Annotated in this window: 17 protein-coding genes and 1 pseudogene; 1 reads left to right on the forward strand and 17 read right to left on the reverse strand. The window is 45.7% G+C overall.

Features of this window, described 5'->3' with window-relative positions:
• Window positions 1–223: 223 nt before the first annotated feature.
• From DW769_RS11015 to DW769_RS11045, 7 genes are all read right to left on the reverse strand, one after another.
• Window positions 224–1,159: an ABC transporter permease gene (locus DW769_RS11015; protein WP_055225933.1), complete on the reverse strand. Its 936-nt coding sequence runs from the start codon at window positions 1,157–1,159 to the stop codon at window positions 224–226.
• On the reverse strand, window positions 1,159–2,280 hold the full coding sequence (locus DW769_RS11020; protein ID WP_118750386.1) for an ABC transporter permease: 1,122 nt from the start codon (window positions 2,278–2,280) through the stop codon (window positions 1,159–1,161). Before DW769_RS11020 ends, DW769_RS11015 begins: the two co-directional genes overlap by 1 nt.
• 18 nt (window positions 2,281–2,298) lie before the next feature.
• The gene (locus DW769_RS11025; protein ID WP_416388191.1) at window positions 2,299–3,846 is read right to left on the reverse strand and encodes an ABC transporter ATP-binding protein; all 1,548 of its coding nucleotides are present in this window, start codon (window positions 3,844–3,846) and stop codon (window positions 2,299–2,301) included.
• Window positions 3,847–4,014: 168 nt separating this feature from the next.
• A complete protein-coding gene (locus DW769_RS11030) occupies window positions 4,015–5,187 on the reverse strand; it encodes a BMP family lipoprotein (RefSeq protein ID WP_117805238.1) in 1,173 nt (390 codons plus the stop codon).
• A 105-nt stretch (window positions 5,188–5,292) separates the two neighbouring features.
• On the reverse strand, window positions 5,293–6,603 hold the full coding sequence (locus DW769_RS11035) for an amidohydrolase family protein (RefSeq protein WP_117510622.1): 1,311 nt from the start codon (window positions 6,601–6,603) through the stop codon (window positions 5,293–5,295).
• Between the two features lie 30 nt (window positions 6,604–6,633).
• Window positions 6,634–7,479 carry a purine-nucleoside phosphorylase gene (locus tag DW769_RS11040; protein ID WP_117510620.1) on the reverse strand — a complete coding sequence of 282 codons (846 nt, stop codon included), beginning with the start codon at window positions 7,477–7,479 and terminating at the stop codon, window positions 6,634–6,636.
• A gap of 174 nt (window positions 7,480–7,653) precedes the next feature.
• Entirely contained in the window at window positions 7,654–8,307 is a 654-nt protein-coding gene (locus DW769_RS11045) for a YczE/YyaS/YitT family protein (RefSeq protein ID WP_022461580.1), read from the reverse strand.
• A 579-nt stretch (window positions 8,308–8,886) separates the two neighbouring features.
• Between DW769_RS11045 and DW769_RS16615 the strand changes: the two genes are divergently transcribed.
• On the forward strand, window positions 8,887–9,138 hold the full coding sequence (locus DW769_RS16615) for a hypothetical protein (protein ID WP_118697722.1): 252 nt from the start codon (window positions 8,887–8,889) through the stop codon (window positions 9,136–9,138).
• Between the two features lie 95 nt (window positions 9,139–9,233).
• On the opposite strand, the gene DW769_RS11055 is transcribed toward DW769_RS16615, so the two are convergent.
• From DW769_RS11055 to cls, 10 genes and pseudogenes are all read right to left on the reverse strand, one after another.
• Window positions 9,234–9,563: a cupin domain-containing protein gene (locus tag DW769_RS11055; RefSeq protein ID WP_118750387.1), complete on the reverse strand. Its 330-nt coding sequence runs from the start codon at window positions 9,561–9,563 to the stop codon at window positions 9,234–9,236.
• Window positions 9,564–9,778: 215 nt separating this feature from the next.
• On the reverse strand, window positions 9,779–11,413 hold the full coding sequence (gene hcp, locus DW769_RS11060) for a hydroxylamine reductase (RefSeq protein ID WP_118596011.1): 1,635 nt from the start codon (window positions 11,411–11,413) through the stop codon (window positions 9,779–9,781).
• 215 nt (window positions 11,414–11,628) lie between these two features.
• Window positions 11,629–12,312: a Crp/Fnr family transcriptional regulator gene (locus DW769_RS11065; protein WP_055225921.1), complete on the reverse strand. Its 684-nt coding sequence runs from the start codon at window positions 12,310–12,312 to the stop codon at window positions 11,629–11,631.
• Window positions 12,296–12,475: a hypothetical protein gene (locus DW769_RS11070; RefSeq protein ID WP_055225919.1), complete on the reverse strand. Its 180-nt coding sequence runs from the start codon at window positions 12,473–12,475 to the stop codon at window positions 12,296–12,298. Before DW769_RS11070 ends, DW769_RS11065 begins: the two co-directional genes overlap by 17 nt.
• Window positions 12,476–12,828: 353 nt before the next feature.
• Window positions 12,829–12,998 (reverse strand): annotated as a pseudogene (locus tag DW769_RS11075) (CDP-alcohol phosphatidyltransferase family protein); the annotation flags it as partial.
• The gene (locus DW769_RS11080; protein ID WP_118750388.1) at window positions 12,988–14,055 is read right to left on the reverse strand and encodes an FUSC family protein; all 1,068 of its coding nucleotides are present in this window, start codon (window positions 14,053–14,055) and stop codon (window positions 12,988–12,990) included. The pseudogene DW769_RS11075 and the gene DW769_RS11080, both read right to left, overlap by 11 nt.
• Window positions 14,056–14,086: 31 nt before the next feature.
• A complete protein-coding gene (locus DW769_RS11085) occupies window positions 14,087–15,130 on the reverse strand; it encodes a sensor histidine kinase (RefSeq protein ID WP_117802673.1) in 1,044 nt (347 codons plus the stop codon).
• Complete coding sequence (locus DW769_RS11090; protein WP_044024695.1) at window positions 15,130–15,840, reverse strand: response regulator transcription factor; 711 nt, start codon at window positions 15,838–15,840, stop codon at window positions 15,130–15,132. Before DW769_RS11090 ends, DW769_RS11085 begins: the two co-directional genes overlap by 1 nt.
• Window positions 15,819–17,252, reverse strand: a complete 1,434-nt coding sequence (locus DW769_RS11095; protein ID WP_055225914.1) for a phospholipase D family protein — start codon at window positions 17,250–17,252, stop codon at window positions 15,819–15,821. Before DW769_RS11095 ends, DW769_RS11090 begins: the two co-directional genes overlap by 22 nt.
• 197 nt (window positions 17,253–17,449) lie before the next feature.
• Window positions 17,450–19,009 (reverse strand): cardiolipin synthase, encoded by a 1,560-nt coding sequence (gene cls / locus DW769_RS11100; protein ID WP_055225912.1) that lies wholly within the window; start codon window positions 19,007–19,009, stop codon window positions 17,450–17,452.

Genomic DNA, 19,009 nt, shown 5'->3' on the forward strand with positions numbered 1-19,009 from the left:
ATAAATCAGAATGATAGAGAAAAGGCAGAGCCGAAAAAACACAGTTCGGATTTAACGGCTCTGCCTTTAAAAATTGTAACTATTCAGAGCCACATCTCGATTCCGCTGCGCTGCATCTCGATGTGGCTGCTCGCCATATGAAATTCCAGAAAAAACCGCTCATTCATGCAAGCATGATTCGCAATTTTTTCTTCCATTTCACATGGCTCTGAATAGTTACATATTATCTTGCGCCCTTATCGTATGGAATACCTTCGGCTTTCGGAGCCTGGGAATTCTTGGATGTGAAGGCGAGAATAATCATGGATGCGATAAACGGCATCATGTTGTAAATGTTCTTGGACAGTCCCAGATGGGAGAGGACGGTGGAGTCCGCAATGTTTGCCAGGGAACGGAATACCGCAAAGAATACGGCTGCTCCGGCAATGTGGAACGGTTTCCACTGACCGAAGATCATAACAGCGAGGGCAAGGAATCCGGCACCGGCTACGCCGACTTCGAAGTTCCAGGTGGTAACGGACGGAACGATGTAGGCAAATCCGCCGATACCGCCGAGTGCACCGGAGATGATAACACCGGTGTATCTCCACTGGTATACGTTGATACCAACAGAGTCGGCTGCCTGTGGATGCTCACCGCAGGCACGCAGGCGCAGTCCCCATTTCGTTTTGAAGAGGAACACGTAGCTGCAGATCAGAAGGATGATGCCGATGAACAGGAAGATGTTCACGGTAAATGGTCCGATCTTGTAAATGAAAGCGGCGTTGGTGTAGTTCAGCTTTGCGGAAGCTGCACCGTTTCCGGCATCCGAGCCGTTGTTGAATGCTTTTACCAGGACGATGGCAATGGCAGTAGCCAGCATGTTCAGCGCGGTTCCGCCGATCGTCTGGTCTGCTTTCAGTGTGATGGCGGAGAAGCCAAGCAGCAGAGAGTAGATCATACCGGATACGGCGCTCGCCAGAATGGAAAGTGCCACAAGTGCAGGAGCCGGGAGGTCCGGGAACAGAACCAGGACGAAGACACCGGCAAGGCCGCCGATCGCCATGATTCCTTCCAGCGCGATGTTGATGACACCGCTTCGCTCGGAGAACATACCGCCCATCGCAACGAGCATCAGAACAACGGCGTACAGTAAGGTAAATTTAATTAAAAGGAACATTATTTCTTCTCCTCCTTTCCGTTGTCTGCATTGGCATTTGCTTTCTGCTCTTTTTTGCTCTTGAACAGGTTTGCAACGATGCCCTTGAACAGGGTAACGAATGCGCAAAGGTAAATGATAACGGCAACGATCAGGTCCGCGATCTCCGGCTGATAATATTTCGTAGGCAGGTAAGCACCGCCGACCGAAATATGAGCAACGAAGAGAGCAGCAAAGATAACGCCGATCGGGTTGCTAAGTGCAAGAAGCGCAACCGGGATACCATTAAATCCGATGGCCGGGAGTGCTGTCGATACCTGCGGGTTCCACTCGGATGCACCGGAGAGGAAGTAGAGGCCTGCACCGATTCCGGCAAGCGCACCTGCGATGGTCATGGAGAGAACAACGTTTCTCTTCTCGCTGATGCCGGCGTATTTGGCAGCATCCTTATTGAACCCGCAGGCTTTCAGCTCATAGCCGAAGGTTGTTTTGTTCAGAACGATGTAGATGATGACCGCAATGGCAATCGCAATGAAAATCGCAATCGTTGTGGAACTGGTACGGAAAATGGAGTTCATGCCGCAGTCCGGAATCAGGGATTTTGGAGAAGCGGAGCTTAATTTGTAAGTACGTGTGGTCTTCTGATCATACATGCCCGGGATGGTGTTGTACATCAGCTCATTGACAAGATAAAGACCAATCCAGTTGAACATGATGGAAGTAATAACTTCATTTACGTTGAAGTATGCTTTGAAGATACCAGGAACTGCTCCCCAGATGGCTCCGCAGACCATAGCAGCCAGAAGGCATACATACCATGGCATGTGGAGGATGATGGCAAAATACAGGGCGCCGAAGACACCGACGGTGTACTGTCCGGCAGCACCGATGTTGAACAGACCTGTTTTAAAAGCAAATGCAACCGAAAGTCCGGTCATAATCAGGGGAGCGGACTGAGCGATTTCACTTCCGATTCCCTTCGGCTTTAAGTAAAAGCCGCCTTTGATGATTCGTGTAAATCCATCCACTGCGTTTTCCGCGTTGATGCAGTATAAAATGATAAATCCCACAAGAAGACCGATCACAATACATACAAGAGAAGCGACAATGGATAGAAGAGCGTTTTTCATTTTTTCGTTCATGCTTTTCTTACCTCTCTTTTATACTTCTTCGGGAACCGGATCCCGTTTTGCACCTGCCATGTAGAGACCGAGTTCTTCGACAGAAACGGTTTTCGGATCCAGCTGGCCGACCAGCTCTCCTTCGTACATAACAAGAATACGGTCGGAAACATCCATAACCTCATCCAGTTCCAGAGAAACCAGAAGAACGGCTTTTCCCTTGTCGCGCTGTGCAACGAGCTGGCTGTGAATGTATTCGATGGCTCCGACATCAAGACCACGGGTAGGCTGTACCGCAACGAGAAGATCAGGATCTTTGTCGATCTCACGCGCGATGATCGCTTTCTGCTGGTTTCCGCCGGACATGCTGCGGGTGATGGTCACAGGACCCTGGCCGCTGCGGACATCGTACTGCTCGATCAGGCGCTCGGCATATTCGCGCACGGCTTTTGATTTGATAAAGCCGAAGGATTCAAATTCCGGCTGCCAGTAACGCTGCAGCACCATATTCTGCTCGATGGAGTAATCCAGCACGAGGCCGTGTTTATGGCGGTCCTCCGGGATGTGGCTCATGCCCATCTTGGAGCGATCGCGGATGGAAGCTTTCGTGATGTCCTGTCCGTTGAACAGAATTTTACCGCCGGATACTTTTTCCAGTCCCGTGAGGCCCTGAACGAACTCGGACTGGCCGTTTCCATCGATACCTGCGATGCAGACAATCTCGCCTTTTCTTACATTAAATGAAACATCTTTGACGGCGTTGTTTCCGTGCACCTTGCTCGGTACGGTTATGTGCTCTACTTTCAGAACGGTGTCGCCCGGTTTTGACGGCTTTTTGTTGACGGAGAAGCTGACGTTTCTTCCGACCATCATGCGGGAGAGCTCTTCTTTGGAAGTTTCGCTGATGTTGACGGTTCCGATGTATTTTCCTTTGCGGAGAATCGTACAGCGGTCGGCAACTTCCATGATCTCGTTGAGTTTATGGGTGATGAAGAGGATGGATTTTCCTTCTTTTGCGAGGTTCTTCATGATCTTCATCAGCTCGTCGATTTCCTGCGGCGTCAGAACCGCGGTCGGCTCGTCGAAGATCAGGACTTCGTTGTCACGGTAGAGCATTTTCAGAATTTCGGTACGCTGCTGCATGCCGACGGTGATATCCGAGATCAGAGCGTCCGGATCGACCATCAGACCGTATTTCTCGCTCAGTTCCATGACTTTTGCACGGGCATTCTTTTTCTCGAGGAAAAGGCCTTTGGTCGGCTCTACGCCGAGGATGATGTTGTCGAGAACCGAGAAACATTCGACCAGCTTAAAGTGCTGGTGCACCATACCGATGTTGAGATCATTGGCGTCGTTCGGCGTGTTGATATGGACTTCCTGCCCATTCTTCTTGATGATTCCGGAGGTAGGCTGATACAGACCAAAAAGAATACTCATCAGGGTTGATTTTCCTGCACCGTTTTCTCCAAGCAGAGCATGGATTTCTCCTTTTTTGAGCTGTAACGTAATGTTGTCGTTCGCCTTGATACCCGGGAATTCTTTGGTGATGTTCAACATCTCAATAATGTACTCATTTTCCATATACATATTCCCTTTCAAGCGTGGTTTGGCAGGACTGCCGAAGGCATGGAAAACAGGGCAGAACTGCGGGCTTTCATTATGTCTAGTATAGCATTTTGTGTGACAGAAAAAAAGGGGAAGAGAAATAATATTCTCTTCCCCAAAAGGCATATTGTTACAGAAACAGTATGCACATTAGCTGATGTAATCAACGGTTACGTGAGAACCTACTTCCGGCTGATTTTCTGTATCGCTGGAGATTTCGATGGAACCATCGCGGATACCAGCCAGTACAGTTTCATACTGATCCTGTGTGAAGGTTGTGAATCCCCAGGATTCGGAATCGGTAGGAAGGCCGATGTAATCTCCGTCTTTCAGTCCAAGCTGCTGAGCAGTTCCGCCAAGTTCAGAGAAGTTTCCGTTGAAGTAGGAATCCAGAGCGTTGTTGATGGCGCTTGGAAGACCTTTCATAGCGGAAGTCAGGCAGCGCTCGCCGATTTTGGAACGCTGGTCAACGTCTACACCAATAACTTTTCCGTCGTGTGTCTCAGCTGCATCCAGAGCAGATGTCCAGATACCGCCGCCGCAGGCGAATACAACCTGTGTTCCGTCTGCATACCAGCCCTCCATACGGGCGGTGATGGAGTCATCGCCGTAGAACTGGCCGCCATAGTAATATTTTACGTTTACATCTACGCCGTCTTCTTCAGCAGCAGCGTTGATACCCTGTACATAACCGTAACCGAAACGGATAACGGCCGGAACAGCGATACCGCCGAGGAAACCAAGACTTGTGTAGCCGTCTTTTACTGCAGCGTATCCAGCCAGGTAGCCGGCCTGCTCTTCTTCGAAGGAGCAGATGTACACGTTCTTTCCGAGATCAACAGCTTTGCCGTTTTTTACAATATCACCTTCGGTAACATCGACTGCGATGAAGGTTACATCCGGATAGGTGTCCTGCTCTTCAGCGATGGCAGGTCCGAACAGGTAACCTGGCATTACAACAACGGTAGCACCCTCGGAAACAGCAAGATCGATGGAGTTGATACGCTCTTCATCGGTATCCTCTGCCGGTTTGTAGTACTCGTACTCTACGCCGTTTGCATCGCCGTAGGCGCATACAGTTTCCCAGGTGATCTGGTTGAAGGATTCGTCGGTGATATCTCCGGAGTCTGTGATCATGGCAATTTTCTCACCTGCGGCGTCTTTTTTTTCTCCATCTGTGGAAGCAGAAGCGGAAGTTGCGCTGGTGGAATCGGCGCTTGTGGATGCGTCGGAGGAAGAGGAGCCGTTGGAGGAACCGCATCCTGCGAGTGCAGCAGTTGTCATGGCGGCTGCAAGCAGTAAGCTAACTACTTTCTTTTTCATAATAGTATTCTCCTTTCAAGAGGTACAGCGTTTTTGCGTGTATGGCTACATTATAATATAAAAGAAAAAAGTATGTCAAGCAAAGGAAAAACTGCGTGAAATCCACTAATTATCTGCATGCGAGCCGGAAATTCTTCGGATAATGGCGTTGGATCTTGCATAAATTTCTTCCGGGTCAAAGCCGATATGGAATTCGCCGTTTTCGTAGAGGATTTGACCGTTTACCATGGTAAGCTTTACGTTCTGTTTGCTGCCGCTGTAAACGAGGTTTTTGATCAGATTATTCTCCGGCTGCATGTTCGGCTGATGGAGGTCAATCATGACGAGATCGGCCTTTTTGCCGGCAGCGAGACGGTCGCAGTCAGTAAGCTGCATCGCGTGTGCGCCGCCTGCGGTTGCCATGTAGAGTATCGCATCAGCCGGGATTCCTGCGGCGTCCATCTCACGGACTTTGGAAAGACCGGTGGTCAGGAACATTTCGCGGAACATGTCGAGGCAGTTGTTGCTGGCTGGCCCGTCAGTGCCGATGGCGAGGTTGATGCCGTTATCGTAAAAACGCTTCAGCGGGCAGATGCCGGAGGCGAGCTTCAGGTTTGAGGAGGGATTGGTAACGGCCGTCAGTTTCCGGTCACGGAAGATCTCAAAATCGCGGTCCTCCATCCAGATGCAGTGGTAGCCGCCGCCTCCGTACTGGAACATGCCTAAGCGTTCCATCAGCTGTGTCGGGGTGAGTCCCCAGCGCTCTTTACAGCCCTCGACTTCGCTTTTTGTTTCGGCGTTGTGTGTCCAGACAGGGGAATGGTATTTTTCGGCGAGTTTGGCAACGGATTCAAGAAGCGGGCCGCCGGTCGTATATTCGGCGTGGAAACCGAGCAGATACGAGGTGCGGTCGGAGAGTTTGTTGACATAGTTATACATCTCTTCGAGAATTTCCGGGCTGTCGACGAAGTTGTTGAGACCGCTGGTAAGAACGGTGCGGAATCCGGTGTCGACCGTGGCAGCGATGCTGTTTTTCTGCTGGATGTACATGTCGAAATTGGAGGTGATGCCGCTCGTCAGATATTCCATGATGCCGAGGATATTGAGCCAGTAAACGTCGTCCCCGGCGAGCTTTGCCTCGTTCGGGAAGACCTGGCGCTCGAGCCATTCGTGGAGCGGGAGATCGTCCGCGTAGGAGCGGAGGAAGGTCATCGGGGTGTGCGTGTGTGCGTTTTTAAAGCCCGGGATCAGAAGATTGCCGCGGGCGTCAATTTCGCGGTCGAAGACAGGGGTCTCTGCGGCATCTGGATCTGCTTTTCTACCAGGTCCGATATAGGTGATGGTGTCGCCGGTGACATGAAGTTCGTCTTCGGCGATGGAAAAATGGTTTTCAGCGTCGAGTACGAGAATTTTGGCGTTGTAAAAACGTGTATTCAAAAAAGATCTCTCCTTTATTTTACGTGCTGTTTACAGTGTCTTTGCGATGCCCTGAATCGTTGCGGCAACGAGTTTTTTGAACTGCGGTGCAACCATGTCAGCTGCCTCCTGAACTTCCGCATGGCACAGAGGCTGCGGGGAGATGCCGGCGGCAAGATTGGTAATGCAGGAAATACCGATGACGCGCATGCCCATATGGCGTGCAGCGATGGCTTCGCAGGCGGTGCTCATGCCGACCGCGTCTGCGCCGAGGGTGCGGCACATGGCGATTTCCTGCGGGGACTCGTACTGCGGGCCGGTGAGCTGCAGATAAACGCCTTCCATCAGGTCGATATCAAGGCAGGCTGCGGCTTTCCGTGCGATTTTCTGGAATTCAAGGTCGTAGATCTGGCTCATATCCGGGAAACGGGTGCCGAGCTCGTCGATGTTCGGCCCGATAAGCGGAGATGGAACGAAGCAGGCGATCTGGCCGTTTAACAGCATCAGAGAGCCTGGTTTTGTGCCCTGTTTGATGCCGCCGGCGGCGTTGGTTAAGAACAGTGCTTTTGCGCCCATCAGCTTCATGAGGCGGGTCGGGAGAACGACGTCGGTCATCGGATAGCCTTCATAATAATGAACGCGGCCCTGCATGCAGACAACCGGCACATCGCCGACGTAGCCGAAGATAAAACGGCCCGCGTGGCCCGGAACAGTGGAAACCGGGAAGCCTTCGATATCGTGGTAATCGAGGGTTGCGGTAACGCGGATATCATTCGCAAAATCACCGAGGCCGGAACCGAGAATCAGTGCGACTTCCGGCTGGAAATCGATCTGGGAGCGGAAGCTCTCGTAGCATTTCATCAGTTTTTCGTAAACAGGGTTTGGGGTGTTGCTCATAGGAAAAACCTCCTTAATATAAATGATTTTCTGCTTTTTGAGTCTTTTTTCGGCTATTTTTAGGGAAGAAAAGCCTGCCACAGAGATGTGAGTCCCGGAGGCAGGCTTTTCTTTTAGAAAAAAGATCATCTGGTAGTTCTATTGTAGTATAGAAAGCGCGGAAAAGCAATGATTTCAGTCATCAAAAATATTCAGATGCTGTTTCATGATATTTCCCAGCCATTCAATGACCGGACCGAGGGTAATAACCATCAGCACGGTAACAATGCCGAGTTTTCCGCCGAGCAGAACGGCGATCGCGGTGACAACGAAGTCGTAGACGATGCGGATCACACGGAACGAAACGTTCGGCAGGTGGGTGGAGATAATGAAGGATACTGCGTCGTACGGTGCAGTTCCCATATCAACATCCATATAGAAGGATGCGGCAAGGATAAACAGGATCAGCGCCGGGATCAGCACGGCGATTCGCACACCCATCGAGGTGAAGAGGTCTGCCGGAAGGACTTTCGCCCAGATCCAGGAGAAAAAGTCGATGGAATATCCCACGAGAAACATGTTTGCGAGGGTTCCGAAGCCTAAGTTTCTGCCGCCGAAAATGATAACGAAGATGAGCAGGACGGTATTGAAGAGCGCCTGCCAGTTTCCGATGCTGATGCCGAGGCGGGTGGAGATGGTCTGGTTTAACAAGGTACATGGATCGGTGCCGAGATCGACGAGAAGCAGCCATGAGAGCGCAAAGCCCATCAGGATGACGGCAGCGATGACCAGAATCAGGCGGGTCCAGAAATGTTTCTTCTGGTAGAAGCCCTGGATGATTTCTTTCATAGTATGAGTTCCTCCCTGTGATTTATGCTTGGTTTTTCACCTTTTCGGGCGGATTTTCTACGCATTTCCTTCGAAATTTTTCGATCGTCTTTCCAACACGTTTTTCGCCCTTCTTTCCAGAAAAATCTCCGCCGTTTTTTGGCGGAGATTTGACCGTTTCTGTTATTTTAGTATATTTTTTCCAAAATGTAAACTATTTTCTTTTGATGATGTCAACTTAATGTTCACAAAATGATGAATAATAAATGAACATAAATTAACACAAAACATAAAATTGAAAAAACACGTTCATTAACAAATTAACGAAATAAACATATGAGCTGAATGAAATTTGTGCATTTTACAATGTGTCCACGCGAGACGGACAGAGTCTTGAAAAGAACTACAATATACGGATATACGAATTAACGCCATAAACAGAAACCAAAGTTATAGAACCAGCTCCACGTTTTTACCGAAGACTTCGCGGTATAACTGTTCGCGTTCCGCGGTGATCAGCCGCCCGACGGAATCGGTTGGCGCACCGAGACAATCGGCGCAGGTGAGGATCTGGTAGAGAATGGCGTTGTCGTTGCCTTTATGGGTATACTCGCGCGGATAGCCGCCTTTTTCGTCGTACCAGAGATGGTGGTAGAGCGCCGCCTCGGCGTATGGTCTTGTGGAATCCCATTTGCTGAGGAGCTCATAGCCCATCTGTGGGTGGAGACGGATCAGATCAAAGAGAAAAAGTACATTGCATCATTGGAACCGTATATTGGAGATATTCTACTGGTTGGAATTAATTATGATAAAAAGACCAAAAAGAATGAATGCCTGATAGAAAAGGCGTAAATGAATAAAAAGGCAAGGCAGCATATCACAGGAAATCCTGAGGCATGCTGCCTTATTTTGTCAGGCATATCAATAATTGGTTCAAAAAGGATACGTTAGAATACCACTACCAGAAGCATCTTATACTGCTCTTTGCCATACACTGCATGCGGATGTTTTGCCGGCATGACGATGGATTCGCCTTCGTGGAGTTCGTATTTTACGCCGTCGATGGTGATTTCACCGGTTCCGTCGAGGCAGGTGACGAAGGCGTCGCCGCCGGACTCGTGGGTGCTGATTTCTTCGCCTTTGTCGAAGGCAAATAAGGTGATGCTGACGGATTCATTCTGTACCAGTGTTTTGCTGACGATCTGGCCTTCCTGGTAGGAAACCTGATCTTTTAAGACCATAATCTTGGCTTTATTGATATTTTTCATGATGCTCATAGTTCATAAATCTCCGTGATAGAATGAGAACGTGTCTGAAAAAATTCCCAGGCACGTTCTAAAAATGTGTGATTAAGATGAGATGACTCATCGGTGTCGGGCGTGTATAGAAATGGAATCTGAGGTCCGTTTTCTGATATGCCCAAATTCAAAGATATTTTTGTCTGAACATATACAGTATACGTGGAAAAATGAAAGAAAGCAAGGGGTTTTCTTTATTTCCCGAAAAACAATTCCATATCGTTTTCAACGGTATCGATTCCGGCGATGCCGAAGTTTTCAACGAGAAGAGCTGCAACATTCGGGCTTAAAAATGCCGGGAGTGTCGGGCCGAGGTGGATGTTCTTGACACCAAGCGACAGCAGTGCCAGAAGAACAATCACAGCTTTCTGCTCGTACCAGGAAATATTGTAGATGATCGGCAGATCGTTGATATCGTCGAGGCCGAAGACCTCCTTTAATTTCAGTGCAATCACGGCAAGAGAGTAGGAATCATTGCACTGGCCGGCATCGAGGACGCGCGGAATGCCGTTGATATCGCCGAGGTTCAGCTTGTTGTATTTGTATTTTGCACAGCCGGCGGTCAGAATCACGGTGTCTTTCGGCAGTGCCTGTGCAAAATCAGAGTAATAGCTGCGGCTCTTTGCACGGCCGTCACATCCAGCCATGACAACGAATTTTTTGATCGCGCCGGATTTCACGGCATCGACGATCTGGTCTGCCAGGGCGAGTACCTGTGCATGGGCGAAGCCTCCGACAATGGTTCCCTGCTCGAGTTCCGTCGGCGGTGCGCAGTGCTTTGCCTGTTCGATGAGCAGAGAGAAATCTTTTGTATCACCGATGACGCCGTCGATGTGCGGGCATCCCGGATAACGAACCGCTCCGGTTGTGTAAATACGGTTTTTGTAGCTGTCCTTCGGCGGCACGATACAGTTCGTCGTCATCAGAATCGGGCCGTTGAAGGCTTCAAATTCTTCTTTCTGCTTCCACCAGGCGTTACCATAATTTCCCTTAAAATGTTCATATTTTTTGAACGCCGGATAGTAGTGTGCAGGCAGCATTTCAGAGTGGGTGTAAACATCGATGCCGGTGTTCACGGTCTGCTCGAGCAGCATCTCGAGGTCGCGCAGATCATGACCGGAGACGAGAATACCCGGGCGGGTGCCGACACTGAGATCGACGGTGGTGATCTCCGGATTGCCGTAAGCGGAAGTATTGGCCTCATCGAGCAGTGCCATTCCCTGCACGCCGTAGGAGCCGGTCTCGAGTGCGAGAGCCGTCAGTTCCTCTGCAGAGAGGGAATCGTCGAGCGTTGCGGCGAGAGCACGCTGCAGGAAGGCATCGATTTCCTCGTTTTCTTTTAAGAGAACATTGGCATGGCTGGTGTACGCGGCAAGTCCTTTCAGACCGTAGGTGATGAGCTCGCGTAAAGAGCGGATGTCCTCATTTTCCGTGGAAAGTACGCCGACGGTTACTGCTTTTGCGGCAAACTCATCGGTTGTGCCGTTCCAGAGGGCGGCTTCCGGCAGAGCGGAGCAGTCGGCAAGCTGAGCGAGAAGCGCTTTGGTCTCAAGCGTTGCCTCAATTCGTGCGCGGATCGTATCATCATCAAAGTTCACGTTTGTGATGGTCGTAAACAGGTTTTCGGTGATGAGATGATTGACGCTGGCATCGACGGTTTTTCCTTCGCGGCGGAGCTGTGTCGTCACGGCGGAAAGTCCTTTCGTCGTCCAGATCAGCAGATCCTGCAGCGCCGCTGTCTCCGGGCGCTTTCCACAGACACCGGATTTTGTACAGCCGGAGCAGCCGGCAGTTTCCTGACATTGGTAGCAAAACATATTCTGTTCCATAAAAATAGTTCCTCCTGTAGGGTATTTCCGAGGGGTTAAGCGCAGAGGGAAAAACAGATCTGCGCGGAGTTTCATAATTTACACGTACAGAATATCGGATATAACAGGAAAAGTATGTGGTTATAACCACGGAAAATACTTTTTGTGTATATTCGTTTATGAAAAATAAGCATTTGAAACGATGAAACGGTAAAAAATTTACGCTGCGGTACCGCCTAGAGAGACGGATGACGCAGCGTAAATTTGTTTTTATGAAATTCGAGGATTCCCTCTTTCTGCATTTTTCCGAGTTCTTTGGAGAGGGCGCTCCGGTCGAGGTTCAGGTAGTCGGCGAGGCCCTGGCGGTCGAAGGGGATCGTAAAGGTGTCGGCGCCGGTTTTGGCAGACTGCGCGGCGAGGTAGACCAGCACGCGCTCGCGGATCGTCTTTGGTGTAGTGCAGAAAATGCGGTTGGAGAGGGTAAGATTTTTCTGCATGGAGATGCGGAGCATGTTACTGCGAAGCTGGGACAGCCATGCATCATCACCATCGGCGGTCTGGTCGAGGTTTCGAAGATTGAAAAAGAGAACCGTCGAGGCTTCGGCTGCCGTGACATTCACCATCATCGGCTCCCGACAGAAGGCATACGTTTCGGCAAATACCTGGCCGGGGGTGATCTTGCTTAAGATACTGCGGTTGCCCCAGAGATCCGTATTCTCCACGAAAACGCTGCCGGACAGCACAATCCCCAGTTCGGACACGCGGTCACCCATGTGATAAATGGTCTGGTTTTTCTCAAACGAACACGTCCGCAGCCACCCGCTCGAAACAAGAGCCGTCCGCCCGGTTTCCGAGATGCCATGAAAGAGCGGGAGAGAAAACACCTCGGCCGGAAAAACAGCATCAGCCAATGATTTCATACTGCAGCATCTCGTATTTCAAAATACTGCCCTCCATAATTTCCGGCGGCAGCAGTGCGCGGGCAACCAGTTTCATTTCATTGTCCTCCGGTTCGATGTCATTGCGGCGTAAATGCGCGTAATCACCATCGATGGCGACTACTTCGTAGGTGCAGGATAACATAAGAAAACAACCTCCTTTTTCTTTACATGATACCTATTATACCGTGTGCAGAAACGGATGTCGATGGAATTTTTAATGTCGGAAACAAAAGTCTATGCTATACTTACAGCAGGGTATGACAGAAAAGAAAGGATGGAAGGTAGGATCCTGGGGGAAGAACTTGAACTGGAAGTCTGCTCGGTGCTGAGAAAAATCCGGGAAGATATGTAGCTCATTATCATCAGCGGCTATGCGGAATTTTCTTATATAATAGGAAAGTTCGACATCTGCTCAGAGAAATCCCTAAACATGTGGAGGATAAAAAAACTGATTTTCTAACAGAGCTTCTGCCATGGTCCAAGTCTTTACCAGAACATATCGGGAAGCTCAGACAGCAATAAGATTTCACCAGCTAACAGAGGATTTTTCTTTACACAATAACTCCATATAATTACCGGAATCAGACAAAGCCGAAAAAAGAAAGAAGATTAGGAACCGTAATAATTCTATTCAAATTTTCTTCCTGATTCACTTCACTCTGCATGTACGGTCACCTTACTTTCCTTTTTTTTTTTAGACATAAACCAATAAAATATAACACAAAATGCTAAAGCAAACACAACACCAAAAACATTTTGAATCACTCTAAGACTAACCGCTCCTTGTAGTCCATAAGTCTCTGCTGCAATGGCTAAAGCACCAAATGTGTTAAATACTGCCTGCCAGCCATATTGTGCTGAAAATCCTACACCGATTCCACCAAGAATTCCTATATATGCATAGATTGACGAAGGAAGCAGAAAATATAATACTGTAAAACATATAACACCTGCAATATTTCCGACAATCCTTTTACGGACTCTGTAGTGCATATCTTCCATAAACGGCAAAATCGTGGACATGGCCGCAATACCAGCCCACATTGCACGTGGCATATTACAAAGTTCTGCAATGCAAAGGACAATCGGTACGCATAAAATCTGACATATCTGCCATTTTGTTCTGGAAGAAGTGATATCAAATTCTTGTATCAGATCTTTCAGATTTCTTTTATAGGTTCTGTTTTTATGATTTCGATAAAATACGAAGCAGGTAAGTGCTGCACCTAAAGCCATTCCGACTAATCGCATCTGATAGCTTTTTCCCGTAACATCATAACCATATAGCAGTAGATACCCAAGAACCAATGTAGATTGATTAAACATGAATGGATTATGGCATCCGAACAGAATCAACACAGCCAGTGCCGCAATATTTAACAGCATTCCCAATACCGGTGAAAACTGATTTGCTAAATGCGGACATACAGTCATAATTACAAAGAACAAAGCCAAAAGCATCGTAGATTGTCCGGTGTGGATCCCCAGATCCGCATTTCTAAACACCATGAGACATAATAAGACTACTACACCTACAATGCTGTTCTCATTTCCAAATAGGATACTGAAAATACTAACAAAGCAAAAACAAAATGCCATTGTAGCAGCTATCTTCACCAGATATACCCACATATGATATGATTTTTCTTTTAGTGTTTCACTCTTTTTCAACAGGTTTTTAGAACCTGCCTGATTTAACTGCAACTCCTGATAAAATGTCATGTAATTCCTCCTCTATCTGTTTTTCTTAAACTTATATGGCCTTATCTTTCTGGATTGGAAGCTCTACAACAAATCTGCATCCACCATATTCACGGTTTTCTGCTTTGATTGTTCCTCCGGCACTATCTACAATCCGTTTTACAAGTGCAAGACCTAGGCCATTTCCTTCTGCTTTATGAGATCCATCTACCTGATAGAACTTGTCAAATATTCTGGATTTTACATCATCCTCTATTCCTGGTCCTTCATCTTCCAGAATGAACTTAACAGAATCCTGTTCTTGTTTCAGAAACATCGTAATTGTCCCCTTTGAAGGACTGAACTTAATCGCATTATCCAAAAGATTTATCCAGATATGCATAAAAAGTCCTTCATTCCCAGTATATTTAACTTCCTCCAATTCTACCTGAAAACCAATTTCTTTTTCTGTCCATTTTGTTTCCAATGAAAGAAATGCCTGGCGGATCTGTTCATCCAGACGATATTCTTTTTTTTTCATTGGTATATTCTGATTCTCTAACTTGGATAACAGCAAAATATTACCAACCAATCCGGAAAGTCTTTGGGTGTTAAATAAGATTTTTTCTACATATTCCTCTTGATCCGGAGACAGTTCTTCTCCCTGAAGCAGCATTGTATATCCTTCAATGGCATTAATCGGGGTCTTAAACTCATGAGAAACATCAGATACAAAATCCATCTGCAGCACCTCTGTTGCACGAAGTTCTTTTGTCATAACGTTAAAACTTTGATAAGATTCTCCAACTTCTGCTATACGGCTGTTCGTTTCCAAATGCTGTTCAAAATCTCCCTGAGAAACTTCCTTCATTGCTTTACTAAGTCTGGTAATTGGTTCCAGTAACTTTGCATTAATAAAGGAAGTGATCAGCCCGGCAATCAATGTATTGAAAATCAAAAGCCAGCCAAGCACAGATATGCTGCCCGGCAGATTAAAAAAATGATTCAAAAAAGCAAATAATAAAGCAGATATGACTGTTGAAAATACAAGTGCCAGCCAGATTGCACCAGTCAGACAGGATCGGATCCGCAATCCTTTTTCTTTCTTTTGTTCCATTATTTTTTCACCACCTTGTATCCAATTCCACGCATTGTTACGATTTCAAAATCAGGGTTATCTTTAAAACGCTCTCTGATTCTTCCTATATGTACCTCTATCGTATGTGGGTCTGCCTCCGTCTCGTATCCCCATACTTCATCCATCAACTGTTGTTTTGTAAATGTTCTGCCTGGCGAAGCTGCAAGCTTATATAAAAGCAGGAATTCTTTTTTAGGCAAAACAAGACTTTCCTTATCAGTTGTAACCGTCATTGCATCATAATCAAACTCTGTTGAACCGATCACAATTTTGTGTTCATTCAGTATCTGTGCACGGCGAAGCAGTGCTCCAACTCTTAAAACCATTTCATTCACATTTACCGGTTTTACCATATAATCGTCACTTCCCGAAAGAAATCCCTGGCGCATATCATCAAAGGAACCTTTCGCAGTGATCATAAGTACCGGTATCTGATATCCTGCTGAACGGAGTTCCGACACCAGTTCATAACCATCCATAACCGGCATCATAATATCGGAAATGATCAGATCAATATACTCTTTATCCAATATTTCTAATGCCAGTGCTCCATCCGATGCACTTTTGACCTGATATCCATTCTTCTCAAGCACTTTTTGGAATAGCTGGCTTAATTCTTTATCATCTTCTACAATCAATATTTGAAACACGTTTTCCTTCCTCCTTATTAAAACAGATACCTTGCCCATCCAAGCAGATGCTGTACCAAAAATATTTTTCTCTGACGTTTCTTTGTTAATTCGATTGGCTCTACATGATATGGATCACGATAGGTTCCATCTTCCAATACCTGTCGGGACACTCTTTCATATTCCATCATGCCTTCTTCCAACTGTTTATTAATCTCTTTGCTACGTATTACAAGCATCAGTTCCGTATCCAGATACGTGCTTCTCATATCCATGTTAAAGGAACCGATTACGGATAGATCATCATCAATCAGGATGCTTTTTCCGTGGTAAGAATAGCCGCCTTCATACTCCCAGATATCAATTCCTGTATTTAAAATTCTGTTTCTGTTTCTCGCATAATCAGCAGAACCAAACGGATTTCCATTGTTGGCAACCGAATTGGTCATGATAGAAAAATCCGGAACTCTCTCCGCAATCTCTTTCCATGTATTATACATCATATCATTGCAAATAATATATGGTGTATGAATTTTCACGCGCTCTTTTGCATTTTTCATTAGTTCTCCCAGTTGATACCAGACTACTGGTTCCTTGGAACCTGTGTGGATAGGATTTGACACTAATGCAATCTTTTCTGTCTCAAAAGTTTCGTCCGTGTAATCGGTATCGCAGATTCTTTCCTTATTCTCTTCAAAATATTTCTGATAGCCGTTCTGCAGTTCTAAAACTGCGTTCTTTACAGATTTTCTATTTGCCAGTTTTTTATTGTCATGAAAATAACCACTGTCTTCTTGTTCCCATATCGTTTCAAAATACTCTAACAACTGGTTAACTGAATTTTCTTTCTCAGGTTCATCGCAAACCACTAACACGTCTCTGTCATAGTTCTTATGTCCCGGAAAATCACCCAGGAAATAATTGTATGTATTTCTTCCCCCAAGAATATATCTCTTTCCATCTGCAATCAAATATTTATCATGCATTCTACCCATCATTTTCCACGGTTTCAACGGATTGGCCTTATTATATAGTTTAATTTCAACATTCTCATGGGAAGATAATCCATAGAAATACGGATTTCCTTCCATATCAATCCAGCTCTCCATTCCATCTACTAACAGACGAATATGTACACCCCTGTCTGCCGCATCATGCAGTGCTCCTAAAATCAATTTTCCACTTTCATCGGATTGAAATGCAAAAGTAGAAAGAATAATTTCCTTTTTTGCATTCTTGATCAAACGCACTCTTTGTAAAAGCGCTTCTGGATTCTTTTCTATGATTACTGCCCGTTCTGTATTTTCACTGCATTCGTTCCATGACCCATTTTTTGTTTCTTTTTTGGTTGTATTGGACACTTCCGGCTGCTTTTTATATGCAACGTGGATTCCGAGCAATTCATAAAAAGCCACACATAAAAAAACTGCCAGTATAACAAGAAGGATTTTACATATTTTATACTTTTTCATTGTATATCACCTGATTCCTTTTTATTTCATACTTATACAATACAAAGTCAATCTCAATTTAACCTCAACAAGGTTTGTTTTTTCATCAATGCAAAATCTTCTTTGTACAACAGACTGTTAGATATAGCAAAAACGGCCTTTCAAAAACAGTTAACTTCTAAATCAACTGTTTTTTGAAAGGTCGTTTCATCAGATTCTTATAGCAATCCAGCAAATAATCTCATAAATAATTGTCCCAGTCGCAAATATGCACTTCGTCCGGTTTGATATTGGTCTGTCACATCACGACATTCTCCCATCGTTCTTATCAGATCATTTTTTATTTCCACAACTGCCTGACAATCTGCCATAAAACAGCCGTTTTCAAAATGGTGATATAAACTTCGATAATCCAGATTAATTGTTCCACAAGTTGCCATACAGTCATCTGCCACACTCATTTTTGCATGACAGAAACCAGGAGTCCACTCATAAACACGAACACCATGTTTAACCAATCCATGATAAAAAGAACGAGTTATATTATAAATGAATTTTTTATCAGGGATACCAGGTGTGATAATTCTTACGTCTACCCCTCGCTTAGCAGCCAGACATAACGCATGCGTCATTTCATCTGTTATGATTAGATATGGAGTCATAAACCAACAATATTTTTCAGCTTTATTTATCATACTGATATAAACTTCTTCTCCTACTTGCTCATTATCCATAGGGCTGTCTGCATAAGGTTGAACAAACCCAGTTTGCTGTGCCGCATAATCATAGTGGAAAAGGTATTTACTAAAATCAGAATCATTAGCATCCTTATCACTTACTGCATTCCACATTTCCAAAAATGTCACCGTAAGCGACTGAACAGCATCTCCTTCTAAACGAATACCTGTATCTTTCCACTGTCCATACGGGTGTGTGTAATTAAAATATTCGTTTGCTAGATTATATCCACCTGTAAATCCGACTTTTCCATCAATAACTGTTATTTTTCTATGATCACGATTGTTCAAAAACAGATTTAAACCTGGCATAAACGGATTGAATACACGGCAATGAATTCCTATTGCCTCCATCTTTTTCACAAAATCTGTGTTAATAAAGCCTATAGAACCCATATCATCGTAGAATACTCTAACTTTCACACCTGCTTTTACTCGCTCTTCCAGAACATCTTGAATCTTATGCCATGCTTCAGCGTCTTCTATCGCATGATATTCCATAAAGATAAACTTCTGTGCTTTCCCCAAATCCTTAAGCTGTGCCTCTAATCCTTTCACTGCTTCATCAAAATACACAATATCCGTATTCTGATAGATTGGATACTGCGAATTTCTTTGTATGTAACTTGCTATATTTCCTGCTTTCGGAATTGTTTCTTTTATTCTGCTCAAACACTCCTGACTGTCCGGGAGCATTGGTAACAATTTGCTATCAATTTCTGCATATCGCTCACGCATTTTATGTGTGCCGCCATTCAAACCAATCAACAAATACAGGCCTACACCCATAATTGGGAAAATTAGAATTAAGATGACCCAAGGCATTTTCATAGAGGATGTCTTATTTGATGCGTACAATCCCAAAACCAAGATCCCACTCAAAATCCTTGTAAATAAATTTATGATTTCTGCATATTCATTCAAGCGTGTTACGATAGTAATAATAAAAATCACTTCCAGAAGAATGCAGATTATGGAAAAGCACAGCCGTTTTACCCCATTTTTTGTTTTTGCTTTGCCCTCTAAAGTATCTTGTTTCAT

This window comes from Blautia sp. AM29-29, assembly GCF_003480555.1.
GTDB lineage: Bacteria > Bacillota > Clostridia > Lachnospirales > Lachnospiraceae > Fusicatenibacter > Fusicatenibacter saccharivorans.